The organism is Nonomuraea soli (assembly GCF_013761175.1).
GTDB classification, from domain to species: domain Bacteria; phylum Actinomycetota; class Actinomycetes; order Streptosporangiales; family Streptosporangiaceae; genus Nonomuraea; species Nonomuraea soli.
The window spans coordinates 205,133-230,879 of sequence record NZ_JACDUR010000005.1; the positions used below are offsets into that span (position 1 = coordinate 205,133).

The window sequence follows — 25,747 nt, forward strand, 5'->3', positions numbered from 1 at the left end:
CGCACCCCATGAAGACCAAGATCGGAGTCGGCCTCGCCGGACTCGTTCTGATCGGCCTGACCACCTCGTGTGGCGCCGTCGGCCAGGCAGTCGACTGCAACGCCGCCGTCACCGAGGCCAACAAGATCGTCACCACGTGGAGTGGCAGCGTCGCCAGCATCGCCACGGACCCGGCCGCCTTCGAGAAGTCCACGAAGGAGGCGGCCTCCCAGCTGAAGACCCTCGCCGGGAAGTACGACGGCGACCTGGCCGGCGGCATCAACGACCTGGCCGCGATCGTCGAGAGCGTCGACGCCTCCAACCCCGCGGGGATGGCCGACATCGCGACCAAGTCCCAGAGCGCCCAGACCAAGCTCGCCGCGGCCTGCTCCTGACCCTGTGACCTGCGGCCGCCGTACCGCCTGTGGGGGGCAGAGCGGTGCGGCGGCCGCACCCACGCAGAGCGGCTCGCCGACCGCGGCCGTCGCACCCGCACAGAGCGGGACGGCGAACGCAGCGGTCGCACCGCCCGATCGGCCCGCGTGTCCTCCTGGAGGGACGCGGGCCTTTCGCTGTCCCCACCGCCCACCCTTCACAGGGCTACATCGACCGCGTAGGCGCCGCTCACCCCGTCCCCACTTATCCACAACCCGCCGCGCGGCCAGTCCCACAGCTGGACACCCCCATATACCCTTCTGCCCGTGGCAACCGACACCCTGGTCCGCGCGACCCCGAAGCTCAGCCTCCAGCAGCGCCACCCGATCTGGCTCGGGACCATCAGCGTGCTGGCAGCGGCGATCTACGCGGTCCTCGGCCTCGTCAAGCTCGGCATCTTCCGCGCCACCACCTTCGACCTGGTCATCGTCGACCAGGCCGTGCGCAACTACGCGAAATTCCTCCCCGGCTACATCCCGTCGATCGGCATCTGGCACGGCAGAGGGCTCGACTATCCGCAGATAGCCGACCACTTCTCCCCCATCTACGCCCTGCTGGCGCCCTTCTACTGGATCCACGACGGCCCCACGACGCTGATCATCGCCCAGGCGGTGCTGTTCGCCTCGGCGATCCCCTTCATCTGGCTGTTCACCCGCCGCCTGCTCGGCACCGGCCCCGCCTACCTGGTGGCGGTGGCCTACGCCCTGTCATGGCCGGTCGCCCAGGCGGTCAACTTCGACGTGCACGAGGTGATGTTCGTCCCGCTCCTGACGGCCATCGTCATCGAGCGCTACCAGGCGGGCCGACTCCTGCCCTGCTACCTGGCCCTCTTCGGCCTCCTCCTCGTCAAGGAGGACATGGGCCTGATGGTGGCGGGCTTCGGCCTCTACGTCCTGACCCGGCGCGAGTGGGCCCACGGGACCATCATGATCCTCTCCGGCTTCACCGCGGCGGTCCTCACACGTGGCGTCATCATGCCCGCGGTCGGCGGACAGCTGAGCGACTTCTGGGCCTACAGCCAGTTCGGTCCCACTCCCGGCAGCGCCGCCATCGGCATGATCACCCACCCGTTCCAGGTGATCGACACCCTGTTCGCCACCGAGGGCAAAACCGGCACGATCTTCTTCCTGCTGTGGCCGACGCTCCTGCTCTGTCTGCTGTCCCCGTTGACGCTGATGGCGCTCCCCCACCTGCTGGAGCGCTTCCTCGGCAGCTGGACCCAGTGGCACGCGGCCGACTACCAGTACAACGCCTTCACCGTGGTCGTCCTGCTGCTCGCCGGCGTCGACGGCTTCGCCCGGCTGCTGCGGTGGCTCAAGCGCGGCGACGACCGAGCCTGGAAGCTGGCCTGGTCACTCGGCGTCCTCGCCGTCGCTCTCACCCTCGTCCCCCGCTTCGCCTTCGGCCAACTGCTGTCCCCGGCCTTCTACCGCGGCGACCCCCTCAAGACCGCCGCCGCTGCGGAGGCGGCCGGCCGCGTACCCGACGGCGTGACGGTCGCCACGGTCAACTACATGGGTCCCGCCCTCACCGACCGCACCACCGTGCTGCTCCTGCGCCCCGGCTTCAGCTACCCGGCCCCATGGATCGTGGCCGACACCCAACGCTGGGAGTTCCCGTACGGCTCCGCGGCCCAGCAGGCGGCGCAGGTGGAGGAACTGGTGGCCGCCGGGTACGAGCGCGTCTTCGAGCGCAACGGCGTGGTGGTGCTCCGGCGCCCGTGAGGTGTCGTGGCTACGCCACGCACGGCACGCAGGGAGTGGCGGGCGCTCGCAGCCCTCGCGGCTTCATGGCACGGCACGCCTGGCACGGCGCGCCTGGCACGGCGTGCCTGGTGCGGCGCCCCGCCGTCACAGCAGCCGTCGTCACAACACCCCGCCACCACAGCACCCCGTCACCACAACACCCCCGTCGCCACAGCACCCCGCCACCACAGAAGCCGTCGCCACAGCACCCCGTCGCCACAGCACCCCGTCACCACAACACCCCGCCACCACAACACCCCATCGCCACAACAACCCCGCCGCCGCAGAAGCCGTCGCCACAGCACCCCGTCACCACAGTGCCCCGCCGCCGCGGAAGCGGCCCCAGACGCAGCAACGTCAGCTCACCACCCCTCTCCCCCGCCACCTCGGCGCTTCGTGTGCGGTGTGTCGTGGGCAGCGGATGCGGTCGTTGGCGAGCAGGGACCTGTTGTTGGCGTGCAGGGGCCAGTTGGCGCCATAAGTCAACGACCCGCGCCTGAACTGGCATAGGGTGCTCGGCACCTACAAATCCCTTCTAACCCCCTCCTATACATGCCACTGCCTCGCCTCCTACCCTTGTCCGCCGTGCGTCTGGTCAGAAAACACCACACATGGGTGAGCCTGCTCGCCCTGCTCTCGTGCTGCCTCTACGCCTTTCTGGGGCTGGTCAGGCTGGCCACCTACCGGGCCACGACCTTCGACCTGGTGATCTTCGATCAGACGGTGCGCGCTTATGCGGACTTCTCCGCCCCGCACACCGCCGCCGTCGGGGCCTTTCGCGATCGCGGCTTGGAGTATCTCCAGCTCGCCGATCATTTCTCCCCCATCTGGGCGTTGCTGGCGCCGTTCTATTGGGTGCATGACAGTCCGGCGACGCTGATCGTCGCGCAGGCGTTGTTGCTGGCGGCGGCTGTTCCGTTCATCTGGGTGTTCACGCGGCGGCAGCTCGGGCGGGCGGCCGCCTATTGCGTCAGCGTGGCGTATGCGTTGTCCTGGCCCATCGCGCAAATGGTGAACTTCGACGTGCACGAGGTCATGTTCGTGCCCGTGTTGTCGGCGATCGCCATCGAGCGTTATCAGGTGCGCAGCTATCTCGGGTTCTACGCGGCGATCTTCGGGCTGCTCCTGGTCAAGGAGGACATGGGGCTGATCGTCGTGGGGTTCGGGCTGTATCTGCTGACCCGGCGCGACTGGTTTCATGCGTGCAACACGATCGGGCTGGGGCTGCTGCATTTCGGGCTCGTACGGGCGGTGCTCATTCCGGCCGCCGGTGGGGATCCGACGGATTACTGGGCGTACGGACACCTCGGGGAAGGGGTGTCCCAGATGGTGGCCGCGGTGTTTTCCGATCCGTTCTCCGCGCTGTTCGGTAACGGTGCCGAGGCCAAGGTCGACACGATGGTGTTGCTGGTGTGGCCGACATTGTTGTTGTGCTTGCTTTCGCCTTTGACTCTGGCCGCCTTGCCCAATCTGTTCGAGCGGCTGTTGTCCGATCGGGAGCCCTGGTGGCAGGCGGACTTTCACTACAACGCGTTCATCGTCGTCATTCTGCTGTGTGCTGGGGTCGATGGGTTGGTGCGGTTGTTGCGGTGGGTCAAGCGGCCCGGGGATCGGTCACTACAGCTGTTGTGGGCGGGAGCGGTGGCGGTGGTGGCCCTGACGCTGGTGCCTCGGTTCGCCTTTGACCAGCTCGTCTCGCCCGACTTCTACAAGGGGGACGAGGGTAGGGCGGCGGCGTTGGAGCCGGCGTTGGAGCAGGTGCCGGACGGGGTGGTGGTGGAGGCCGTCAACTATGCGGGGCCGGCGCTGACGGACCGCACCACCGTGCTGCTGTGGCGGCCTGAGCCCAGTGGAGCGCCATGGATTGTGGCTGACACTGTGCGGTGGGATTTTCCGTTCGGGTCGCTTGAGGATCAGGCGGGGACGGTGACCAGGCTGGAGAGTGAGGGGTATCGGCGGGTGTTCGAGAAGGACGGGGTGGTAGTGCTGCACCGGCCGTGAGGCGGAGCCGTCGGCTTCTGGGTGTTGGGGCTCGGCGCGCAGGACGTAGACCTCAGCGTGGCAGGGGTGCGCGTGGCGGAGGTACGCCCCGGCAGGGGGCGTGGACCGATCAGCGGGAGCGGGCCTGGGCGTAGCACTGGTCGAAGCCGTCGAGGACGATCGGCCAGGAACCGGCCACCGGGTCCACGGCGCGGTTGTGAGCGGCGATCGCGGTTCGCAGCGACGGGTCGGTGCTCAGGCGGACGACCGCGTCCACCAGTTCGTCGAAGGTACGGCCGAGCAGGCCCTCCTTGCCGTGCCGTACGAAATCCGCCACACCGCTCTGGGCGCGGGCGACGACGGGGAGGCCTGCGGCGCGGGCTTCGAGGGCGGCGATGCCGAAGGACTCGCGGGGGGCGGGGGCGATGAAGAGATCGGCCGAGGTGAGGGTTTTGGCGATCTGCTCCCGGGAGTAGCGGCCGGGCAGGGAGACCCAGGAGGTCATGCCGTGCTTGGCCAGGTAGCGCTCCATGGAGGAGCGGGCCGGGCCGTCGCCGATGACCGTGACGCGGAGGGGGACGCTGGCGGGGATGCGGGAGCGGGCCTGGTGGAGGAGGCGGAGGAGGCGGACGGGTTGTTTGCGGGGGGCCAGGCGGCCCACGGCGACGATGTGGATCTCGCCCGAGTTGGAGCGAGCGGTGGCGCCGGATTCGGCGTGAGCGCCCCCCGTGGGCCGGGTGCGCCAGCCCGACAGGTCGAGGCCGTTGGACACCACGTGCACCGGCACCCCCCGCCCCGCCACCGCCCGGATCGGGACCGCGGCCGCCGTGCTGACCGTGGTGGCGACCAGCCCCCACCTCTGCCACTCGAAAACCAGCCGAAGCGCCCGATACAGCCCCCTCGTCACCGGGTCCCACATCGAGTGCACCGTGACCACCACGGGCAGCCCGACGCGGACGGCGGCGCGGACGCCCTGCCAGGCGAACGGGGAGACGGCGCCCGTGTGGACGTGCACCACGTCCGGGCGCCGTGAGGTCATGAGGCGGGTGAGGTGCTTCACGCCGGCGGGGTGTACGGGCAGGTCGAAGGGCATGCGGGCGACGATGCGCCGGATCCCGGGCATGGGCTCTCCGCGGGTCGCGGTGGCCACCTCGACCTCGTGCCCGGCTTCGCGCTGTTTGCCGACCAGATCGGCCACCTGTACCTCGATGCCGCCGAGCCTGGGCAGGTAACAGTCACTCACGTGAAGGATCCGCACTCGTCCCACACTAATCTGGGGCTTGTGCCTCCACGTACAGCCGTGTTCTTCCATGCTCATCCCGACGACGAGGCCCTGCTGACGGCGGGAACGATGGCGATGCTCGCCGCCGAGGGTCATCGGGTCGTCCTGGTCGTGGCCACCGCGGGTGAGCGCGGCCTGTCCGATCTGGAGCCCGGTGACGAGCTGGGCATGACCCGGTTGAAGGAGCTCTACGAGTCGGCGGCGGTGCTGGGCTGTGCCCGGGTGGAGTGTCTGGGGTACGGGGATTCGGGGCTGAGCCCGTCGGGTGGGATCGCGGCGGATCGGCCTGACAACGCGTTCATCGACGCCGATTCCGAGGAGGCCGCGGAGAAGCTGGCGGCGATCCTGCGGGAGGAGCGGGCGGATCTGGTGGCGATCTACGATCCGGCGGGCGGGTACGGGCATCCCGACCATGTGCAGGTGCACCGGGTGGGGCGGCGGGCGGCCGAGCTGGCGGGCACGCCGATCGTGCTGGAGGCGACGGTCAACCGGGATCCGCTGGTGAAGCTGCTGCGGATGGCGGGGAAGGTGTATCGGTTCCCGCCGGAGTTCGATCCGCGGACGTTCGAGAGCGCGTACACGGCTGGGGCGGACATCACGCATCGGGTGAATGTCAGGCGGTATGCGAAGCAGAAGCGGGCGTCGATGGCCGCGCATGCGTCTCAGGCTTCGGGGGGCGAGAGTGATCGGACGCTGGCGGTGATGCTCAAGGTTCCTGGGCCGTTGTATCGGCAGGTGTTCGGGACCGAATGGTTCGTACGGCGGGGCCTGCCGCCTGGCACGCGGCTCAAGCACCCGTTCGACGAGCCCTGAGAGGAGGACTGGGGGCGGGTGGAGGTGGGTGACCGGGCAACCCACGTGACCGTGCCGACAGCGGGCGATCACTTCCCGGCCAGCAGTGCCCCGATGGCCTCCCCCAGATTCACCTCTCTCCCCTCCCCGTAAAGCGCCTCGAATCCCTCGTCCCCCACCAGCTCCCGCGCCGCGCTCACGCACTGCTCCCGCGGTGACGACAGCTGCGCCGACCCCATCGCCACCGCCTCCGCCCCCTGGTCGCTCCACACCTGCTGCGACAGCCCCAGCAGCCGTGCCGCCGTCCGCCCGTCGCCTCGGGCGACGGCGATGCGGGCCAGGAGGTCGAGGACCAGCGCCGTGCCGACGGTGTCGTGCAGCCGCCATTTGGTCTCCAGGCAGCGCAGCGCCAGTTCCTCGGCCCCGTCGGGGTCGCCCTGCGCGAGCCGTACGCCGCTGAGGTGGTGGTCGGCGTAGGAGCGCACCCATCGCCCGCCGAAGGTGTCGGAGATCTGCCACATCTCCTCGACGATCCCTGTCGCCGTGGTCAGGTCGCGGCCTTCGAGCATGAGGGAGAGCGCGTGCACCGACAGCGACAGCAGCACGCCGAAGCCGGTGTCGCCGAGCCCGCGGTGGATGTCGGCGGCGTCGGTGGCGAGGATGACGGCGTCGTCGAGGGCGCCGCGCAGCATCGCGAGCATCGCGCGCATGGTGAGGACGTAGGCGCCGGCGAGGGCGTCGTCCTGCCATGCGGCGGCGACGCCGGCCTCGTCGAGCATCCGCTGGGCGGCGTGGTGGTCGCCCTGGGTCATGGCGACGAACGCGCACGCCCACAGCGCCGCCGTACGCTCGTAGGACGGCTGGGGGCAGCGGGACAGCGCCCGGTCGAGCTGGTGGCGTCCCTCGCGGACGTGCCCGCAGGCGACCCAGAAGTAGACGAGCGAGGCGGCCAGGTCGAGGCCGGTGGGGAAGTCGTCGGGGTGCGACCAGCAGTAGTCGAAGGCGATGCGGAGGTTGGCCAGTTCTCCGGCCATGCGGTCGGCCCATTCGAACTGCTCGGGGCCGCGCCAGTCGGCGTTGAACCACCGGGCCAGGCCCAGGTAGTAGTCGCGGTGTCTGCGCCGTAGCTGTTGCTCGTCGCCCAGGTGCCCGAGCCATTCGCGGCCGTAGGCGCGGATCGTGTCGAGCATCCGGTAGCGGCCGCCGGGCAGGCGCTGCACGATCGACTTGTCGACGAGGCCGCGTAGGGTCCGCAGGGCGCTCTCCGGCGTGAGGGGCCGGTGCGAGCAGACGGTGATCACGCCGTCCTGGGCGAAGCTTCCGACGAACACCGACAGCCGCGCCCAGAGCAGCCGTTCCAGCGGCTCGCACAGCTCGTGGCTCCACCCGACGGTCGTGCGCATGCTCTGGTGGCGCGGTACGCCGGTGCGGGTGAGGCCGTCGAGTCGCCGCGACTCGAGCTCCGAGAGGATCTCCTCCACCGTCAGCGACCCGGTCTGGGCGGCGGCCAGCTCGATGGCCAGCGGCAGCCCTTGAAGCCGGTCGCACAGCTCCAGCACCGGGCCGGTGACGTCGAGGCCGGCGTGTACGGCACGCGCCCGCTCGGTGAACAGGCGGACCGCCTCCTGCTCGATGCGCAGGGGCTCGACGGGCAGGATGTGCTCGCCGGGCAGCCCGAGCGGTTGCCTGCTGGTGGCGAGGATGCGCAGCCCGGGGGCGGAGCGCAGGAGGTAGGCCGACAGGGCGGCGCAGTGGTCGACGAGGTGCTCGCAGGTGTCGAGCAGCAGCAGGACCTGCTTGTCCGCCAGGTGGTCGGCCAGTACCTGGACCTGCTGCCTGGCCGTCTGGTCGCGTACGCCGAGCACGCCGCACACCTCGTGGGCCAGGAGTTCGGGGTCCTGCAGCTCGGACAGTTCGACCAGCCAGACCCCGTCGGCGAAGCGCCCTGCCGTACGTTTGGCAGCCCGCAGCGCGAGGCGGGTCTTGCCCACTCCTCCCGTCCCGGTGAGGGTGACCAGGCGGGCCGAGCGCAACAGTTTGACCACTCCGCCCTGCTCGGCGATCCGGCCGACGAAGCTGGTCATGTCCGCGGGGAGGTTTCCGCGGCTCCGGACAACGGCCATCACCCGCATGGTAAGGCGGGCGACGGCCGTTGGAGAAGGTCGTGCCTACATGCGGGGGCTCCATGTCACGACCAGGCTGTCGCGCGTGCCGAAGCGTTCCAGATGGTCGGTCACCACGTAGCGCACGCGTCCCAGGCTCTCCTCGTCCGGCGCGCTCACCTCCAGGTGGAGGGCGCCTCCGGAGGCTCGCATGACGCAGGTGCCCCAGTCGAAACGCGCCGTGCCCTCCTCGTCGGTCCACTCGGCGGGTACCTTGTGCGCGAAGTGTTTGCACAGCTGCACCAGGTAGCGCGCGGCGCGCTCGGTCTCCACGGTGGACGTGATCGTCAGCACAGAACCTCCTTGTAGATGATCGGCGGGCACTCGAAGGCCGAGGCCCGCTCGCAACGCACCTCGCCGAGCGCCTCGGGTGCGCCGGCGGCCAGGTCGAAGAAGAGCGCCAGCGCGGGGTCCAGCGCCCTGATCCGCTCCACCCAGGCGGGCAGGGGGATGCGCGGCACGCCCAGGAGCTCGGCCAGGACCTCGCCGAGCCGTACGGGCGGGCGGGGCGCGAGGTTGAACACGCCGGTCGCGCCGGTCGCGGACAGGCCCACGATCGCCTGGGCGGCGTAGCCGACCGGCGTCCACGGCTCGACGACGTCCAGCTCCGGGCGCGCGCCGGTCTGCTCGCAGGCGCGCAGGATGCGCCAGAACAGGTCCTGAGGGTTGGGCTCGCCGACGACCCTGCCGAGGCGGTAGACGGCGGCGGGCAGACCGCGGTCAAGCGCCTGCCGTACGAGCTCCTCGGCGGCCCATTTGCTGCGCTGGTAGCCGTCGCGCAGGCCGTCGTGGGCGGGGACGAAGTCCTCGGGGATCGGCCGGCCGGGCGGGGCGACGGCGAGGGTCGACACGTGGTGAACGGGGACGCCCAGGCGCAGGACGTCGATGGTGGCGCCGACGTTCACGGGGCTCAGGCTCGCGTAGCCGCGGGTCACGTTGACGACGGCGGCGTTGTGGTAGACCGCGTCGACGCGCGGCAGGCCGGCGGTCCAGCCGGGGGTGGTCAGGTCGGTGGGTACGGCCAGCACGCGCGGGTGGCCGGGCAGGCGGCTCGGGTCGCGCACGGGGCACACGACGCGGGCGTCGGTGGCGGCGAGCAGTTCGGCCAGCAGGTGCCGGCCGACGAAGCCGGTCGCGCCGGTGAGCAGGACGGCTCCGGCGTGTGGCGTACGGCGGGGCCGGACGTCGTCGGGGAGGCGCGCGTCCCTTTCCCAGGGGGCGTCGGCGGCTGCGTCTCCTTGCAGGGCGGCGGCGAGGGTGGTGGGGGTGGGGTGGCGGAAGACGAGGGTGCCGGGGATCTGGCGGCCGAGGAGGACGGAGAGGCGGTTGACGACCTGGATGGTCTGGAGTGAGGTGCCGCCGAGGAGGAAGAAGTCGGCGTCGGGGGATATTTCGGGAATGCCGAGCACCTCCCGCCACACGTCGAGCACGGCCGCGAAGACGGGCGAGACGGCGAGCGAGGAGGCAGGCGCACCAGCAGGCGCACCAGCAGGCGATACGGCGGGCGATACGGCGGATCCGCCGACGGACGCGGGCGCGGCGGTGAGCGAGTCCCGCAGGGCCGCGCGATCGATCTTGCCCGACCCGGTCCTCGGCAGCCGCCCCACGTAGGCGATGTGCCCCGGGATCAGCGCCGCCGGCAACACCCCCCGCAAGTGCTCCCGCAGGTCGGCCGCCTCTCCCACCACGAAGGCCGCCAGGTGCCGCACCCCGCCGCTCCCGACCCGCCCCACCACGGCCGCCTCCCGCACCGAGGGATGCGCGAGCAGGGCCGCCTCCACCTCCCCCGGATCGACCCGATGCCCGCTGATCTTGAACTGGTCGTCCACCCGCCCCAGGTGGACCAGTTGCCCGTCCCTCCTGACCCGCACCCGGTCCCCGGTCCGATACACCCGGTCGAACCCGGCGCCGCCCACGTACCCCCGGGCCACCCCGTCCCCCTTGATCACCAGCTCCCCCCGCGAGACGGCCAGCCGTACCCCCGGCAGCGGCCGCCCGATGGGCGCCTCGGCGTCGCCGGGCTCGAGGTCGGCCGCGGTGGCGACCACGGTGGCCTCGGTGGGCCCGTAGGTGTTGATCAGCCGCACGCCCGCACCCACGGCGGCGTGCCAGTCGGCGACGCGCGCGGGCTGGGCCGCCTCTCCCCCGATGATCACCGTGCGCAGCCCGGAGGGCAGCGAGCACAGTCCCGCCGCCAGGGCGTGGGCGACCTCGTGCCAGTAGGCGGTCGGCAGGTCGAGCACGGTGATGCCGAGATCGGCACACGCCTGCAGCAGCCGCGGCACCGACGCGATCATGTCGTCGGTCCGCAGCACCAGGCACCCGCCCGCGCACAGCGTGAGGAAGATCTCCTCCACGGACGCGTCGAAGTGCAGCGGCGCGAACTGCAGCACCCGGTCCTCGCCGGTGATCCCGTAGCGGGCGCTCGCCCCGGCCACGAACTGCGCCAGCGCCTCGTTCCCTACCGCCACCCCCTTGGGCCGTCCGGTGGAGCCGGAGGTGTACATGACGTAGGCCAGGCCGGAGGGCGAGCCGGTGGAGAGCCGTCGCACGCCTGACGGGGTGACGAGCACGTCGGGCCGGGCGTCGGCGAGCACCGCGTCCAGCCGCGCCTTCGGCCAGGTGGGGTCGAGCGGCAGGTAGGCGACGCCGGCCAGGGCGCAGCCGACGATGGCGACGATCGCCTCGACGCCGCGCGGCAGCATGACACCGGCGAGCCCGGCCCGGCCGGCCTGGGTCCCGAAGGCGTGTTCGCCGAAGGCCTGGGCCGCCTTCATCAGCTCCCGATACGTCATCCGCCGCCCGCCCAGCTCCACGGCTCCCTCGAAGGGACGCTCCGCCGCCCGTGCCCGCAGCAGGCAGGCGACCGGCACCGCGGGTGCGGGAAGCGGCCCGCCGTCGAGCGGGCTGCCGTGCCGTACGGGACGGCCCGACAGGAGCCCGCCGAAGTGCTCCAGCCAGCTCTGCAGGTGCCCTTCGACCTCGTCGGCGGAGTAGGCGGCCGCGTTGGCCTCCAGGACGACCCGGTCGGAGACGGTCACCGACAGGTCCTCCACGGGCCCGGCCGACAGGGTGCGCACGGTGCCGGTCGCCTCCCCGAAGGCCAGGGGCCGGCGGAAGGGCAGCAGGTTGACGACGGGCCCGAACAGCCGCCGCTCCCCGCCCACCAGCCGCAGGTCGCGGCGCAGCCATTCGTAGCGGTAGCCGTGGTGCGGCCTGCTGTCGCGGACCACGCCGGCGACCTGGCCGCACAGGGCGTCGAAGGCCCCGCCGTACGGCACGCGCAGGCGCAACGGCACGATGTTCATCGCCATGCACGGCACCCGCAGCAGGTCCGTGCCGAGCCTGCCCATCACGGGCAGGCCGAGCACGACCTCGTCCGCGCCGGTCCAGGCGGCCAGGTGGCTCGCGGTGGCCGCGATCACCCGCTCGGCCAGGTCGGGTCCCCGGTACGGCAGGGCGGCGGTCGAGCGCACGACGCCGCCCAGGGGCGCGGGCGCGGCGAGCGAGACGGGTTCCGGCGCGCCGTCCAGGTGGCCGAGCCAGAATGACCGGTCCCGTTCGGCGCCGGTGGAGGCGGCGGGCACGAAGGGCGCGAGTTCGGCCGGGGCGCCGTTGTAGACGGCGGCGACCCGCCTGGCCAGCAGCGAGAAGGCGTAGCCGTCGGCGGCGATGTGGTGGATCTGCTGGTACCACACGTGGTGCCGCTCGCCCAGGACGAAGAGCGCCTGGGTGAACAGCGGCCCGGCTGCCAGGTCCACGGGACGCTCCAGCGAGGCCCGCATCCAGCCGAGCGCTTCGTCGAGCCCGGCGGGGGCGGCCACGTGCAGCGACCACGGCTCGCGGCGGAAGACCTGCGCTCCCGCGCCGAACCTGGCGTGCAGGGCGTCGGCCGCATCGACGACGGTCCGCAGCGCCGCCGAGAACCGCTCCACGTCGAGCGGCCCGACGATCTCGACGTATTCGCCGGCGTTGTAGATCGGCGACAGCGGATCGAGGGCCTGCCCGGTCCAGATGCCTTCCTGCGCGGGCGTCAGCGGTGACTCACTCACCCGCCAGCTCCACCCAGGCGCGCAGCGTGGGCCGCTCGGCCAGGTCGGCGAAGTCGACCTCGAGCCGCTCGGCGACGATCATCAGCCGGACGGAGTCGAGCCCGTGGTCGAACAGGTTCTCGTCGTCGCCCGGCACGGTGCCGTCGAGCAGGGAGGCCACGTATTCGCGCATCATCGCGGCACCGCCGACAGCTCCTTGGCCGAGACGACCTGGGCGCAGCGTTGCGCCACGTACTCCAGCGCGCCCACGTGGTGCTCCAGCGAGAAGTCGGCGACCGCGTCGCCCACCACGAAGGGCTGGATGTCGCGCATGAACGCGTCGAGTGCGGTGGCCTGCACGCCGATGTGGGCGTAGATGCCGGTGATCAGGAGCTGGTCGCGGCTGCCCAGCCGGTCGGCCAGGTCGGTGCGGACGAACGCGCTGTAGCGCCATTTGGTGAGCACGCAGGCGGGATCCTGCGGCCGCAGCGCGTCGACGATCGCGGCGCCGTACGGGTCGCCGAGTCCCCGGCCCCAGAAGTCGGTCAGGAGCCCGCGCTGGCGAGGTGTCTGGGAGCCGGGCTGGGCGGAGTAGAAGACCGGGATGCCGGCCGCCTCGCACATCTCGCGCAGCCCGAGGATGTTGTCGATCACCGACGGGATGGGCTCGGACTCGAAGGGCGCCAGGAAGTGGTTCTGCATGTCGTGGATCAGCAGCGCGGCGCGCGCGGGCTCGACCCGCCAGGCGACCCGGTTGTCCGGCAGGGCGGTGGGCAGCTCGTAGGCGGGGATCGCGGGCAGTGCCATGGTCAGACCTCTCCTCGCAGGCCAGCGCGCAACGCGGCGCGCAGTTCCTTCTTGCTGGTCTTGCCGACCCCGGTGGTGGGGAAGGCGGTGACGAACTCCACCCGGTCGGGCACCTTGTAGGCGGCCAGTCCCTGTTCGCGGACGAACGCCCGGATCTCGGCGGCCGTCGGGGGCGTGCCACCGGGCAGGACGAACGCGCAGCTGCGTTCGCCGAGGTAGGGGTCGAGCAGCGAGACGACGGCCGCGTCCAGGACGGCCGGGTGGGTGAGCAGGCAGGCTTCGACCTCCTCGGGCGAGACCTTCTCGCCGCCGCGGTTGATCAGGTCCTTGACGCGGCCCTCGACGACCAGGTGGCCGCTCGGCGTGCGCCGTACCAGGTCTCCGGTGCGGTAGTAGCCGTCGTCGGTGAAGGCCGACGGGTCGGCGTCGCGGTAGTAGCCGCGGATCGTGTAGGGCCCTCGGGTGAGCAGTTCGCCGGTCTCGGCGGGCCTGCCGTCCTCGTCGACGATCAGCACCTCGTCGTGGGGCGAGATCGGGCGCCCCTGCGTGGTGTGCACGATCTCGTCGGGGTCGTCGGCACGCGTGTAGTTGACCAGCCCCTCGGCCATGCCGAACACCTGCTGCAGGCGGCACCCGAGCTCGGGGCCGACCCGCCGCGCCGTCTCGGCGGGGAACGGGGCGCCGCCCACCTGGAGCACCCGCAGGCCGGACAGGTCGTGCTTCCTGCGCGCGGCCATCCACACCAGCGCCAGGGGCGGCACCAGGGCGGTCATCGTCACCCCCTCCTTCTCGATCAGGGGGAAGGCGACGTCGGGGGTGGGCGCGGGCGCCATCACCACCCGGCCGCCGGCGTGCAGCACGCCGAGCACGCCGGGCGAGCTGAGCGGGAAGTTGTGCGCCACCGGCAGCGCGCACAGGTAGACGCTCTCCTCGGACAGCTCGCAGATCTCGGCGCTGGCGCGCACGCTGTACAGATAGTCGTCGTGGGTGCGCGGGATCAGCTTGGGCAGGCCGGTGCTCCCGCCCGACAGCTGCAGGAAGGCGACGTCGGAGGCGTCGGGCCCGTCCAGCTCGCGCGGTTCGGCGTACGGCAGGGCGTCGGCGTACAGCGTGGGCACCGGGGATTCGACGGCCAGGTCGCGCGCCGTCACGTAGGCGGTGGCGCCGCTCTGCCCGGCCAGGTGGGCGATCTCGGCGCCGCGGTGCGCGGGCAGCGCGAACACGGGCAGGGCGCCCAGCCGGAACAGGGCGAAGACCACCTCGAAGAAGGCGGCGTCGTTCGGCAGGTGCACCACCACCCGCTCTCCCTTGCGCAGCCCGTGATCGGCCAGCCCCGCGGCCAGCCGGTCGGCGGCGTGGTCGAGCCCGGCGTAGGTCAGGCGCACGTCACCCGCGACGACGGCCTCCCGCGTCCCGTGGCGCCGGGCCAGCTCGCGCAGCCACTGCCCGAAGGTCTCACCGCGCCAGTAACCCAGCGCCCGGTAGGCGGAGGCGAACTCCTCGGGCCAGGGAGTGTGGTCAGACATCGGCCAGGCCCATCGCGCGCAGGGCGGTGGCGAACTTGGCGCTCGTCTCGGCCAGCTCCGCCTCGGGGTCGGAGCCGGTGACGATGCCCGCCCCGGCGAAGAGGGTGATCGTGGCGCCGTCGGCGACCGCGCAGCGGAGCGTCACCGCCCACTCGCCGTCGCCCGAGGCGTCCTCCCAGCCGACCATCCCGGCGTAGAAGCCGCGGTCGAAGGGCTCCAGCTCGCCGATGACGCGCAGGGCGTCGTCGGTCGGCACGCCGCCGACGGCGGGCGTGGGGTGCAGGGCGGCGGCCAGCGTGAGCGAGGTGGTCTCGGGGCCGGCCAGCTCGCCGGTGACGGTGGTGGCCAGGTGCCACATGGTCGCGGTGGCGGTCAGGCTCGGCTCGGCGGGCACCGTCAGCGAGCGGCAGTGGGGCCGCAGCGCCTCGGCGACGGCCGCGACGACGAGGGCGTGCTCGTGGCGGTCCTTCCTGGAGCCGAGCAGCGGGGCGGGGTCGCAGGAGCGGGGCAGCGAGCCGGCCATCGGGGTGGCGACCACGCGGGTGCCGGTGCGGGAGACGAGCAGCTCGGGGCTGGCGCCGAGCAGGGTGCGGTCGCCGGGCAGGGGCACGGAGTAGGCGTATCCGGAGGGGTCGTGGGCGGCCAGGGCGGACAGCACCGCGGCCAGGTCGCCGTGGAAGGGCAGGCGCAGGGTGCGGGCGAGCACGACCTTCTCCAGGCGGCCGGCGCGCAGGTCGGCGACCGCTCCGGCGACGGCACGCCGGTAGGCGTCGGGGGTGGGGAAGGGTTCGGCTCGCTGGAGGCGGTCAGGAGGCGGTGCCGCCTGTCGTACGGCCGCGGAGGGTGCGGGCGCCTGCCGTACGGAGACGGGGACGGCGAGGCACGCGGCGGCCTCGGGCGCGAACGGGACCGCGCCCACCACGATGGGCCGCTCGTGCCCGGCCGCCAGCGCGACCCGCAGCGAGCCGCTGACCCGCGCGGGCAGGTCGGCCAGCCCGGCCGGCCGCACCGAGTGCGGCACGGCGAAGTAGACGCCCTCGGCCAGCAGCGTGCCGCGCGAGGTGGAGAAGACGAAGGTGGAGTCGGGCCGGTAGGCGGACAGCACGCCGCCGGCCGGGGCGAGCCCGGGTGAAGACATTCAAGGGGTCCAATCGTCAGAGAGAAGCGCCGCCGTCGACGTAGAGCTCGTGCATGGTGATGTGCCTGGCCCGGTCGGAGGCCAGGAAGAGCACGGCTTCCGCGACGTCGGCGGGCTGGGCGACGCGGCCCAGCGGGATGCCGATGCGGAAGCGCCCGGGCGAGCCGTTCACGGGGTCGCCCGGCAGCGCGCGCAGCATCTCGGTGTCGGTCGAGCCGGGGGCCACGACGTTGCAGCGGATGCCGAGCGGCGCCAGCTCCAGCCCCAGGCACTTGGTGAACATCGTGGCCGCGGCCTTGGCGGCGGCGTAGGCGGAAAGGTGCGCGCGCGGCACTCCCGCGGCGTTGGAGGAGACGGTGATGATGGCGCCGCTCCGCCGCGGGATCATGTGCCGGGCCACGGCCCGGCAGGTGTGGAAGACGCCGTCGGCGTTGACGGCGAAGGCGCGGCGCCACTCGGCGTCGGTGAGCGCGGTCACCGGTCCGTGGCACAGGACGCCGGCGACGTTGACGAGGATGTCGATCGGGCCCGTCGCCAGCTCCGCGGCTTCGACGGCACGATCCACCTGGGCGGAGTCGGTGACGTCGACCGAGGTGTCGAGGTCGAGCACGGTGACCCTGCTGCCGGCCGCGCGCAGGGCGATGTCGACCGCCTTGCCGATGCCGCCCGCGCCGCCGGTGACTAAGGCATGCCTGCCTTGGAGATCCAATCCAGCTCCCCGAGTCATTAGGTAAGGCTTGCCTAAGTTAGATCGACCATGACGCCTTGGTCAAGCTAAGGTAAGCCTTACCTAAAAGAGAGGACGTTATGCGCTGGACGGGACTCGGTCTCTGCCTCGCCGCGCTGGCGCTGGTAGCTGGGCTCAGCATCGCCGTCGGGGCCCAGTCCCTCGATCCGGCGACGGTCTGGCAGGTGCTCTGGCACCCCGACGCGGGCCAGGCGTCCTCGATCGTCCACGACCTGCGCATCCCCCGCACGCTGCTGGGCCTGTGCGTCGGCGCCGCCCTGGGGCTGTCGGGAGCGATCATGCAGGCGCTGACCCGCAACCCCCTGGCCGACCCCGGACTGCTCGGCGTGAACATGGGCGCCTCCCTCGCGGTGGTCTGCGCGATCATGTTCTTCGGAGTCGAGGACCTGACCGTCTGGGTCTGGTTCTCGATGGCGGGCGCGCTGCTGGCCGCCGTCGCGGTCCACCTGATCGGCTCCGACCACCTCGTGCTCGCGGGCGCGGCCATCAGCGCCTGCCTGCTGGGCGCGGTCAACGCGGCGCTCTCGCTCGACGCCGGGGTCTTCGACCAGTGGCGCTACTGGGACGTGGGGGCGCTCAACGGCCGCTCGATGGAGATCGTGGTCCAGGTCGCCCCCTTCGTGGCCGCCGGGACCCTGCTCGCCCTGGCCCTGGGAGGCGGGCTGAACGCCCTGTCGCTCGGCGAGGACGTGGGCAGGAGCCTCGGGCTCCGTCCGGGCCGTACGAAGATCCTGGCCGCGCTGGCGGTGACGCTGCTGTGCGGCGCCGCCACGGCCGCCGCCGGGCCGATCGGGTTCGTCGGCCTGATGGCCCCGCACGCCGTGCGCGCCTTCACCGGCGCCGACCACCGCTGGGTGCTCGCCTTCTCCGCCGTCGTCGCTCCCGCCCTGCTGCTGGCCGCCGACGTGCTGGGCCGCGTGATCGTACGGCCGGCGGAGCTGGAGAGCGGCATCGTCACCGCCTTCGTGGGCGCCCCGATCTTCATCTACCTGCTGCGCCGCAGGAGGTTCGCGTGAGAACCCTGCGCCTGGCGACCTGGTCGCTGCGCGTCCACGTACGCGGGGCCGCAGTGGTGGCGATCCTGCTCCTGCTGCTCGCCGTCGTGTCGGTCCTGGCGATGTCGACCGGCTCCGCCCTGAGCCCCGGCCGGGCCCTGGCCTCGCTGCTCGGGTACGGCGACGCCACCGCCGACCTGGTGGTACACGGCTTCCGCGCTCCCAGGGTGCTGCTCGGCCTGCTCGTGGGGACGGCACTCGGCGCGAGCGGGGCGATCGTGCAGAGCCTGACCCGCAACCCGCTCGGCACCCCCGACCTCATCGGGGTCAACGCGGGAGCCGCGGCGGGAGCGGTCTTCATGATCCTCGTCGGCGGCGCGGTGCTGCCCGGCGCCCTGGGCTGCGGGTTGCTGGCCGGGGTGCTGGTCTACGCGCTCGCCTTCAAGCGCGGGGTCGGCGGGACCAGGCTGGTGCTGGTCGGCATCGGGGTCAACGCGATGCTGCACTCGGCCATCGCCTACCTGCTCACCCGCGCCGATCTCTACGACGCCCAGAACGCCAAGATGTGGCTGATCGGCAGCCTCGCGGGAGCCGGCTGGGACCGGGTCTGGCCGCTGGCCCTCACCCTGGGCGCGGCGTTGCCGGCCGCGCTGGTGCTGAGCCGGTCGTTGTCGATGCTGGAGCTGGGCGAGGAGGTCGCGAGCGGGCTGGGCCTGCGCGTGGAACGGCTGCGCCTGGCCCTGCTGGTCGTGGCGGTCGCGCTGTCGGGCGTGGCCGTCTCGGTCTCCGGCCCGATCACCTTCGTCGCCCTGGCGGCTCCCCAGCTGGCCAGGCGCCTGACCAGGTCGCCTGGCCCCGGCGTGGCCGCCTCGGCCGCCACGGGGGCGCTCCTGCTCACGACGGCCGACCTGCTGGCGCAGCGCCTGCCCACCGCCGGCCAGCTGCCCGTGGGCGTGCTGACCGGCGTGCTGGGCGGCCTCTACCTGGCCTGGCTGCTCAGGCGAGCTGCTGCTGGATCCGGTCGAGGATGGCGCTCGCGCTGAAGTAGTCGATGCGGAAGGACTCCAGCCCCAGGTCGTAGACGCGCTTGTCGGCGACGGCGGGCAGGTCCTTCCACAGCGGCTTGGCCTGGGTTGCGGAGATCTGCTCGGCGCTGTGCCCGGCGAAGAAGACCGAGCTGTCGCCGAAGGCCTTCACCACGTTCTCCTGGGCGACGTTGACGATGTCCTTGCGGTTGCCGCCCTCCTTGCTGGAGGCGGCGGCCAGCGACGGGTCGATGGCGTGCAGGGTGAACCCGAGCGAGGCCAGCAGGGCGCCCTGGGCCGACTCGGCGGTGAAGACGGGGATGTCGGTGTTGTTGTCGCGCACCACGACGGCCTCCTTGCCGCCGGTCCGCACGGCCCCCTTGACCTGGGCCACCTTCTGGTCGTAGGCGGCGATGGCCTTGCTCGCGTTCGCCTCCAGCCCGAGTGCCCGGCCGAGCTTGGTGGTCAGGTCCTGCCAGGTGGTGTTGTCGTAGCGGTAGAGCACGGTCGGCGCGATGGCCTTGAGCTGGTCGTAGATCTTGGCGCTGCTGTCCTGGCCGGAGGCGGAGCCGACGATCAGGTCGGGCCTGAACTCCACCACCTTCTCCAGGTCCGCCTCGAAGCCCTGGTAGAGCACCTGCACGCCGCGCTGGGAGGCCACCTGGCCCCACTGCTTGAAGAAGCCGCCGGCGTCGGTCATCGGGCTGGGCGGGGTGGCCTGCGAGGCCACGACGGGGGCCTCGCAGGCCAGCAGGTGACCGGTCATCGTCACGCTCATCGAGACGATGCGCTTGGGCGCCACGGGCACCTCGGTGGTGCCCGCGTCGTGCTGTACGGCGCGGGTCTCACCTGACGCGCCCGCGGTTTCCTGGGCCGATCCGCAGGCCGTCAGCACGGCCGCGGCGACCAGTGCCGCGAGTACGGCACGCAACATGGAGCTCTCCTTTAGGTAAGGCTTACCTTAATTAGGGCAGGCTTACCTTATAACGAGGTATCGGGCGGAACCAGGCACACTAGGTCCCGATGAAGAAGACCTGGCTCCAGATCGCGCTCTCGGTGCTGTCGCTCGCGCTGGCGACGACGCTCGTGGTGTTCCTGCCGCAGATCATCGGCTGGCTCACCGGCCGGCCCGTCTCATGGGCCCAGATCGGCGCGCAGTTCGCCGGACTCGGGTTCGGCACGATCGCCCTCATGACCGCGACCTGGCTGGCCAGCCTGATCGCCTACACCTTCGTGCTGACCAACTCGATGCCCGGCCTCAACCACACCCAGGCGCTGACGCTCAACGCGGCGGGCAGCGCGGTGAGCAACGTCCTGCCCTTCGGCGGCGCGGCGGGCGTGGCACTGACGTTCGCGATGGCCAGGGGCTGGGGTTTCGCCAACCGGCCGATCGTGACCATGACGCTGGTCAGCGGCGTGTGGAACACCCTGTTCAGGTTCATCCTGCCCGCGGTGGGCATCATCGCCCTGCTCAGCGCCGGGCAGGTGCCCAATCCGGCCGTCGCCAGGGCGGGCTGGACGGGAGCGCTGTCCATCCTGGGGATCGTGGTGGTGCTGGCCGCCGCGCTCTACTGGGACCGCGCGGCCCTCCTGCTGGGCAGGGCGCTCGACAAGATCACACCGGCGAGATGGAACGCCTCCCAGGCGCTCGACAACCTCCGGCGCGACATCGCCGGCCTGGTGCGGACCAGGGGCGTCGGACTCTCACTCGGAATGATCGCCTTCCTGGCCCTCCAATGGCTCATCATGGTCGAGTGCATGAAGGCGACGGGAGCTTATCCGGGCCTGGCCCAGTCGATCGCGGTCTTCGCGTTGTCGAGGGTGCTGACCAGTGCCGTGATCACGCCCAGCGGGGCGGGGTTCATGGAGGCCGGCATCGCCGGAGCCATGGTCTATTTCGGCGTCGACAACGCCTCCGCGGCGGCCACCGCGCTGCTGTTCGGCTTCTGGACCTACACTATCGAGATCCCCTTCGGAGGGCTGGCACTCGGAGCCTGGGCACTGCTGCGCAGGCGCGAAGGCCGGACCTCCACGAGCGAACCGGTGAAGGCCGAGCAGTGACGCGTTATCCGAACAGAACAAAGACCTTGTGCGCTCTTCGGATGCGCGCATAGCGTGGCGGCTGACATGGTGACTGGTTCAGTGGCGTTCCGGGTTCTGGGGCCGGTCGAGGCCTACAACGACAACGGCGACGAACTCGATCTCGGCGGGTTGCGGCAACGGGCCGTCCTCGCCCGATTGCTCGTGGCCAGGGGCCAGGTCGTCCCGGTCGACACCCTGCTCTACGACCTGTGGTCCGACGACACCGCCAAGGGCGCGCAGTCGGGACTCCAGGTCTACATCTCACGGCTGCGCCGCGTGCTCGAGCCCGGCCGTCCCCGCGGCGGGCCCAACCGCCTGCTCATCACCGTCGCCAGCGGCTACGCGCTGCGGGTGGCCGCCGAGCAGGTCGACGCGCTCCGCTTCGAGCAACTGGTCCGCGCGGCGGGCGAGCACCTCGACCAGGACGACCCGTCGAGCGCCCGTGCCCGGCTGGAGAAGGCGCTGGGCCTGTGGCGCGGCACGCCGTACTCCGACTTCGCCGACCAGCCGTGGGCGGAGGCCGAGGTCAACCGCCTCACCGAGCTGCGCCTGGTGGCCCGCGAGCGCCACGCCGACACCGGGCTGCGCCTGGGCATGCACGCCGAGACCGTGCCCGACCTCGAGGCGATGACGACCGAGAACCCCCTGCGCGAGGAGGGGTGGCGGCTGCTGGGCCTGGGCCTGTACCGCTGCGGCCGCCAGGGCGACTCGCTGGCCGCGCTGCGCCGTGCCCGCACCATCCTCGCCGACGAGCTGGGCATCGACCCCGGGCCCGCGCTGCGCAAGCTCGAGTCCGACATCCTCGCCCAGTCGCCCGAGCTGGAGCTGGTGCTGCCCCAGCGCCAGGCCGCCAAGCCGCCGGTCACCGACACCTGGCCGCCGCGTCCCGCCACGCCCGTCGAGCCCCCGCCGCTGGAGCCCGAGCCGTTCGTGGGCCGCGACGCGGAGCTGACCAGGCTGACCACCGCCGCCGCCCGCACCGGCCGCTTCGAGGTGGCCATCGTCACCGGCGACGCGGGCGCGGGCAAGACCACCCTGGTGCGCCAGGTCGAGACCCGGCTCACCCGCGACGGCTGGCGCACCGCCAACGGCGCCTGCCCCGACTCCAGCGCGACCCCGCCCGGCTGGGGCTGGGTGCAGATCCTGCGCAAGCTGATCGACCAGACAGGACCGGGCGAGTACGGCACGCTGCTGGCGCCCATGCTCGCCGACGCCGACCCCGATCCCGACGACGACGAGGTCTCCGGCGGCTTCCGCATGCACCGCGCGGTGGGCGGCTACCTGGCCGGGGTGGCGCGCAGCGCTCCCGTCCTGCTGACCCTCGAAGACCTGCACTGGGCCGACGACCAGACCCTGGCCCTGCTGCGCGCGCTGCCCAGCCTGCTGGCCACCAGCCGGGTCTTCCTCGTGGTGACCTGCCGCGACAGCGAGCTCGACGACCGCCAGGCCGACGTGCTGGCCGCGCTGGCCAGGCTGAGCCCGGTCCGGGTGGCGCTGAGCGGGCTCGACCCGAAGGCCGCCGCCGAGCTGGTCCGCGCCACCTGCGTGCGCGAGATCGACAGCCAGGCGATCGAGTCGATCGTCGAGCGCACCGGCGGCAACCCGTTCTTCGTGCGCGAGACCGTGCGCCTGCTCGACGCCGAGCGCGCCGACGCCGCCGAGGTGCTCTCCGCGGTGCCCTCTGGGGTGCGCGACGTGCTGCGCCGCCGGATCTCCCGCCTGCCGCAGGGAGCCCAGCAGATCCTGCTCCAGGCCGCGGTGATCGGGCGTGACGTCGACGTCGACGTGCTGGTCGACGTCGCGGGCGGCGACGAGGACGCCGTCGTGGAGGCGGTCGAGGCCGCCCTGCTGGCGGGCCTGGTCACCGAGCCGGGGCCCGGCATGCTGCGCTTCGACCACGACCTGGTGCGCGACACGATCTACTCCGACGCCTCCCGCCTGCGCCGCACCAGGCTGCACGCGGCCGTCGCCTCGGTGATCGAGCGGCGCAACCGGGGCGACGTGCCCGCGCTGGCCCATCACTACTTCGCCGCCGACGCCACCGACCAGGCGGTCAAGTACACCAAGCTCGCCGCGGAGCAGGCCGAGCGCCGCTGGGCCTACCGCGAGGCGGCACAGCTGTGGGAGCAGTCCCTGGCGGCCTTCGAGCGCAAGAGCTCGCGACGAGAGAGCGAGGCTCACCCCGATGCCAGCGAGGAGCGAAGCGGGCGCGACCATGAGCACGAGAGGTCGGGTAGCGACGACACCCGCGAGCGGCTGCTGATCATGCTGCGCCAGATCAGGGCGCTGGCCCTGTGCGGCGACATGACAGCGGCCCGCCAGCTGCGCCGCCAGGCGATGGACCTGGCGCTGCCGCTGAAGGACCTGGAGATCACCGCGCGCGTCGCGGCGTCGCTGGCCGTCCCGCACAAGGGCATGGCGCGCGACTTCACCCGCACCGCGTGGGACGTCGTCGACGTCACCGAGAAGGCGCTCATCGAGCTGCCTGCCGGCGAGCAGACCCTGCGCGCCAGCCTGCTCACCACGCTCGCCCTGGAGCTGGAGGGCTCCTCCTCGCCCGAGCGCGGCCGCCAGGCCTCGCTGGAGGCGCTGGAGCTGGCCCGCCAGAGCGGCGACCCCGCCCTGCTGGCGGCGGCGCTCAGCGGGCGCCTGCGGCAGTCCTACGACATCCCCGCCGTCGACATGCGCGAGACCATCGGGCGCGAGCTGCTGGAGGTCGCCCGCAGCTCGGGGCAGATGGCCGTGCAGGCGCTGGCCCACCTGGTGCTGCTGGAGTGCGCGGCGGCGCGCGGCGAGTTCGCCGAGTCCGACCGGCACGCCCGCGCGGCCGAGCAGCTGGCCAAGCAGTACGACCTGTCGGCGCCCGCCGCGGTCGTCGCCTGGTACGCCGGCCAGAAGCTCATGATCGCCGGCGACTACCCGTCGGCCGAGAAGGCCTACCGCGAGGCGGCCCGCATGACCGCCCGCGCCGGCATGCTCGAAGGCCGCCAGGACCTGCCGCTGATCACCACGTTCTGCCTGCACCTGGTCGAGGGACGCGCCGCCGACATGGTCGACGTGCTCGCCGAGGCCCACCAGCGCGGCGCCAAGTGGACCCTCGACGCCTACGCCCTGGCCCTGGCCTCCGCCGGGCACGAGAAGGACGCCCGCGCCGTGGCCGCCACCAGGCCGCCGGTCAGGCCCGACTACCTCTACGAGCTCGCCATGACCTGGCGGGCGCTGGCCGGCATGCTGCTCGACGACCGCGAGCGCATGGTCGACTGCTACGACAAGCTGGTGCCCTTCTCCGACCGCATCGCCGGAGCGGGCACCGGGGTGGTCGCCCTGTGGCCGGTGGCGCTGACCCTCGGCGACCTGGCCGTACGGCTCGGCCAGCCCGACGAGGCGCGCCGCCACTACGAGAAGGCGCTGGAGGTGGCCGAGCGGGTCGGCGTGGCCCGATGGGTCGAGGCCGCCCGCCAGGCCAGGGCCCGCTAGGGAACGTCGCCGGGCTTGTCGACGATGCCGGTGGCGAGCTTCGTGACGGAGAAGACCGAGCCCTTCCTGAAGGCGACCTCTCCCCCGATCGAGTAGTCCTGCAGGTAGACCGTCTGGTCGGCAAGGACGCGGTAGGTGGCCGGGTCGAAGATGCGATAGCGGCGGGAGACCGCGGGATCGTAGCCCGCCTCGGGGCGGTACATGCCCAGCCCCGCCCGGCCCGCCGCGTCGGCGACCCCCTGCTCGATGGTCACGCCGGGAATCCTGGCCAGCGCGCGGAAGATCGCCGCCTCCAGCTTGGGCGGCATGATCGCCTGCTGGTCGAGGTAGACACCCAGGACCCGGTAGGCGCGGTCGGCCGGGTCCTCCTCTCCCTTGGAGCCCTCCTCCTTGGGCAGGTCGATCCAGTGCCGGTCACCGGTGACGTGACGGATCAGGTCGTCCGGGTCGGTGGGCAGCGCGTTCAGCTTGCGCCAGTAGCCCTGGGGCGGCAGGTCGTCGTCGCCGGGGTCCGGGGGCACATCGACCACGCGGACGGTCCCGTCCGGGCGCCGCGAGGCGGTCTGCCTGCCGTCGTAGCGGATCCACGACTCCTGCTCCCTGCGCTCCCCCGTCGACGGCTGGACGACGAGGGACCTGGTGTACTGCCACTGGCCGGCTCGCGGCTCGGAGGGCGCCGCCCGCCTCTCCACGGTCCTGGCCGCCTGCTCCAGCGCGCTCTCCGCGTTCAGCAGCACCGTGCGCTGAGCGGGCTGCGTGACCTGGGGCCGCTCGGCCGTCGCCACGACGACGGCGGCCGCCGCCAGCGCCACGACGAGGACCGAGGGCATCACCGGCCATCGCCGCCCTCGTCGCAGCGCCCGCTTGCGCAGCGCGCGCATCCTGTCGGCGTCGGGCTCCGGCACGCCGGCCCGCATCTCCCGCAGGAGCTTCAGGTCATCCATGGTCCTCCTCCTGCTCCGCGGTCGGGTCCACGCCGCCCAGCGCCTCTCGTGTCTTCTTCCTGGCCCGGTGCAGGCGCGAGCGGACGGTTCCGATCGGGACGCCCAGGGCCGCGGCGGTCTCCTCGTAGCTCAGGTCCGCCCAGGCGATGAGCAGCAGCACCTCACGGTCCTCAGGTGACAGCACCGCCAGCGCCCCCGCCAGATCGCGCTGTGCCGCCGAGGCCGTGACCCGCTCCTCCACCCTGTCGGTGTGGCTCTCGGCCACCTCGTCGACGCCCGTCCTGGCCAGCGCCAGGTAGAAGCGCACCTCCGTACGGCGGTGCCTGCCGATCAGGTTGGCCGCGATGCCGTACAGCCAGGGCCGGGCGTCGGGGTAGGTGACGTCGTACTTCGCCCTGCGCCTGAAGGCGGCCAGGAACGTCTCGGCCACCACGTCGTCGGCCAGCTGGTCGCCCAGCCGCCTGGTCACGTAGCGGTGCAGCGCTGGAGCGTGCCTGTCGAACAGCGCCGCGAAGTGCGCGGGATCTCGCCTGGACCGCTGGATCAGCTCCGCGTCCGCCAGGCTCACATCGACGGTCAAGCCTCGGCTCCGTTCCTCG

At 72.2% G+C, this 25,747-nt stretch carries 20 protein-coding genes; 8 read left to right on the plus strand and 12 right to left on the minus strand.

From position 1 onward, the window contains the following. Nucleotides 1-8: 8 nt before the first annotated feature. The 3 genes from HNR30_RS24560 to HNR30_RS24570 all read left to right on the plus strand — a co-directional run bounded on the left by HNR30_RS24560 (nt 9) and on the right by HNR30_RS24570 (nt 4,160). Nucleotides 9-374: a DUF8711 family protein gene (locus HNR30_RS24560; RefSeq protein WP_181612391.1), complete on the plus strand. Its 366-nt coding sequence runs from the start codon at nt 9-11 to the stop codon at nt 372-374. Nucleotides 375-680: 306 nt separating this feature from the next. Continuing rightward, entirely contained in the window at nt 681-2,138 is a 1,458-nt protein-coding gene (locus HNR30_RS24565) for a DUF2079 domain-containing protein (protein WP_312894610.1), read from the plus strand. 606 nt (nt 2,139-2,744) lie between these two features. Then, on the plus strand, nt 2,745-4,160 hold the full coding sequence (locus tag HNR30_RS24570; RefSeq protein ID WP_312894611.1) for a DUF2079 domain-containing protein: 1,416 nt from the start codon (nt 2,745-2,747) through the stop codon (nt 4,158-4,160). Between the two features lie 109 nt (nt 4,161-4,269). On the opposite strand, the gene HNR30_RS24575 is transcribed toward HNR30_RS24570, so the two are convergent. Continuing rightward, the gene (locus tag HNR30_RS24575; RefSeq protein WP_312894612.1) at nt 4,270-5,382 is read right to left on the minus strand and encodes a glycosyltransferase family 4 protein; all 1,113 of its coding nucleotides are present in this window, start codon (nt 5,380-5,382) and stop codon (nt 4,270-4,272) included. Nucleotides 5,383-5,421: 39 nt separating this feature from the next. Here HNR30_RS24575 and HNR30_RS24580 point away from each other — a divergent pair, with 39 nt between their 5' ends. After that, a complete protein-coding gene (locus HNR30_RS24580) occupies nt 5,422-6,234 on the plus strand; it encodes a PIG-L deacetylase family protein (protein WP_312894613.1) in 813 nt (270 codons plus the stop codon). A 68-nt stretch (nt 6,235-6,302) separates the two neighbouring features. On the opposite strand, the gene HNR30_RS24585 is transcribed toward HNR30_RS24580, so the two are convergent. From HNR30_RS24585 to HNR30_RS24620, 8 genes are read right to left on the minus strand one after another with little or no spacing between them, the layout of a single operon-like run. Further along, nucleotides 6,303-8,336, minus strand: a complete 2,034-nt coding sequence (locus HNR30_RS24585; protein WP_181612393.1) for an ATP-binding protein — start codon at nt 8,334-8,336, stop codon at nt 6,303-6,305. 45 nt (nt 8,337-8,381) lie between these two features. Next, nucleotides 8,382-8,669 (minus strand): DUF2218 domain-containing protein, encoded by a 288-nt coding sequence (locus HNR30_RS24590; RefSeq protein ID WP_181612394.1) that lies wholly within the window; start codon nt 8,667-8,669, stop codon nt 8,382-8,384. Beyond that, a complete protein-coding gene (locus HNR30_RS24595; protein ID WP_181612395.1) occupies nt 8,663-12,427 on the minus strand; it encodes an AMP-binding protein in 3,765 nt (1,254 codons plus the stop codon). The genes HNR30_RS24590 and HNR30_RS24595 overlap by 7 nt, the downstream gene beginning before the upstream one ends. Then, complete coding sequence (locus tag HNR30_RS24600) at nt 12,420-12,602, minus strand: phosphopantetheine-binding protein (RefSeq protein WP_181612396.1); 183 nt, start codon at nt 12,600-12,602, stop codon at nt 12,420-12,422. Before HNR30_RS24600 ends, HNR30_RS24595 begins: the two co-directional genes overlap by 8 nt. Next, a complete protein-coding gene (locus HNR30_RS24605; RefSeq protein WP_181612397.1) occupies nt 12,599-13,213 on the minus strand; it encodes an isochorismatase family protein in 615 nt (204 codons plus the stop codon). Before HNR30_RS24605 ends, HNR30_RS24600 begins: the two co-directional genes overlap by 4 nt. A gap of 2 nt (nt 13,214-13,215) precedes the next feature. Further along, nucleotides 13,216-14,739, minus strand: a complete 1,524-nt coding sequence (locus HNR30_RS24610) for a (2,3-dihydroxybenzoyl)adenylate synthase (protein WP_181612398.1) — start codon at nt 14,737-14,739, stop codon at nt 13,216-13,218. After that, nucleotides 14,732-15,877: an isochorismate synthase gene (locus HNR30_RS24615; protein ID WP_181612399.1), complete on the minus strand. Its 1,146-nt coding sequence runs from the start codon at nt 15,875-15,877 to the stop codon at nt 14,732-14,734. Before HNR30_RS24615 ends, HNR30_RS24610 begins: the two co-directional genes overlap by 8 nt. 16 nt (nt 15,878-15,893) lie before the next feature. Next, nucleotides 15,894-16,586 carry an SDR family oxidoreductase gene (locus HNR30_RS24620; protein WP_376771758.1) on the minus strand — a complete coding sequence of 231 codons (693 nt, stop codon included), beginning with the start codon at nt 16,584-16,586 and terminating at the stop codon, nt 15,894-15,896. Nucleotides 16,587-16,684: 98 nt separating this feature from the next. Between HNR30_RS24620 and HNR30_RS24625 the strand changes: the two genes are divergently transcribed. Together HNR30_RS24625 and HNR30_RS24630 are read left to right on the plus strand one after the other, a co-directional pair. After that, nucleotides 16,685-17,641, plus strand: coding sequence for a FecCD family ABC transporter permease (locus HNR30_RS24625; RefSeq protein ID WP_181612401.1), 957 nt, complete (start codon nt 16,685-16,687; stop codon nt 17,639-17,641). After that, nucleotides 17,638-18,663, plus strand: coding sequence for a FecCD family ABC transporter permease (locus HNR30_RS24630; RefSeq protein WP_181612402.1), 1,026 nt, complete (start codon nt 17,638-17,640; stop codon nt 18,661-18,663). The genes HNR30_RS24625 and HNR30_RS24630 overlap by 4 nt, the downstream gene beginning before the upstream one ends. On the opposite strand, the gene fepB is transcribed toward HNR30_RS24630, so the two are convergent. Further along, entirely contained in the window at nt 18,617-19,579 is a 963-nt protein-coding gene (fepB, locus tag HNR30_RS24635) for a Fe2+-enterobactin ABC transporter substrate-binding protein (protein ID WP_181612403.1), read from the minus strand. The genes HNR30_RS24630 and fepB overlap by 47 nt on opposite strands. An 89-nt stretch (nt 19,580-19,668) precedes the next feature. Here fepB and HNR30_RS24640 point away from each other — a divergent pair, with 89 nt between their 5' ends. Next, nucleotides 19,669-20,706: a lysylphosphatidylglycerol synthase transmembrane domain-containing protein gene (locus HNR30_RS24640; RefSeq protein WP_181612404.1), complete on the plus strand. Its 1,038-nt coding sequence runs from the start codon at nt 19,669-19,671 to the stop codon at nt 20,704-20,706. A gap of 81 nt (nt 20,707-20,787) precedes the next feature. Further along, nucleotides 20,788-24,204 (plus strand): ATP-binding protein, encoded by a 3,417-nt coding sequence (locus tag HNR30_RS24645; protein ID WP_312894614.1) that lies wholly within the window; start codon nt 20,788-20,790, stop codon nt 24,202-24,204. On the opposite strand, the gene HNR30_RS24650 is transcribed toward HNR30_RS24645, so the two are convergent. After that, nucleotides 24,201-25,148, minus strand: a complete 948-nt coding sequence (locus HNR30_RS24650; protein WP_181612406.1) for a CU044_5270 family protein — start codon at nt 25,146-25,148, stop codon at nt 24,201-24,203. The genes HNR30_RS24645 and HNR30_RS24650 overlap by 4 nt on opposite strands. Continuing rightward, a complete protein-coding gene (locus HNR30_RS24655; RefSeq protein ID WP_246379143.1) occupies nt 25,141-25,728 on the minus strand; it encodes an RNA polymerase sigma factor in 588 nt (195 codons plus the stop codon). The genes HNR30_RS24650 and HNR30_RS24655 overlap by 8 nt, the downstream gene beginning before the upstream one ends. Nucleotides 25,729-25,747: the final 19 nt, after the last annotated feature.

Coding starts and splice junctions, on each gene's coding strand:
- HNR30_RS24560 (WP_181612391.1), top strand. CDS start 9: ATGAAGACCAAGATCGGAGTCGGCCTCGCCGGACTCGTTCTGATCGGC.
- HNR30_RS24600 (WP_181612396.1), bottom strand. CDS start 12,602: ATGATGCGCGAATACGTGGCCTCCCTGCTCGACGGCACCGTGCCGGGC.
- HNR30_RS24605 (WP_181612397.1), bottom strand. CDS start 13,213: ATGGCACTGCCCGCGATCCCCGCCTACGAGCTGCCCACCGCCCTGCCG.
- HNR30_RS24585 (WP_181612393.1), bottom strand. CDS start 8,336: ATGGCCGTTGTCCGGAGCCGCGGAAACCTCCCCGCGGACATGACCAGC.
- HNR30_RS24625 (WP_181612401.1), top strand. CDS start 16,685: ATGCGCTGGACGGGACTCGGTCTCTGCCTCGCCGCGCTGGCGCTGGTA.
- HNR30_RS24610 (WP_181612398.1), bottom strand. CDS start 14,739: ATGTCTGACCACACTCCCTGGCCCGAGGAGTTCGCCTCCGCCTACCGG.
- fepB (WP_181612403.1), bottom strand. CDS start 19,579: ATGTTGCGTGCCGTACTCGCGGCACTGGTCGCCGCGGCCGTGCTGACG.
- HNR30_RS24615 (WP_181612399.1), bottom strand. CDS start 15,877: ATGTCTTCACCCGGGCTCGCCCCGGCCGGCGGCGTGCTGTCCGCCTAC.
- HNR30_RS24640 (WP_181612404.1), top strand. CDS start 19,669: ATGAAGAAGACCTGGCTCCAGATCGCGCTCTCGGTGCTGTCGCTCGCG.
- HNR30_RS24650 (WP_181612406.1), bottom strand. CDS start 25,148: ATGGATGACCTGAAGCTCCTGCGGGAGATGCGGGCCGGCGTGCCGGAG.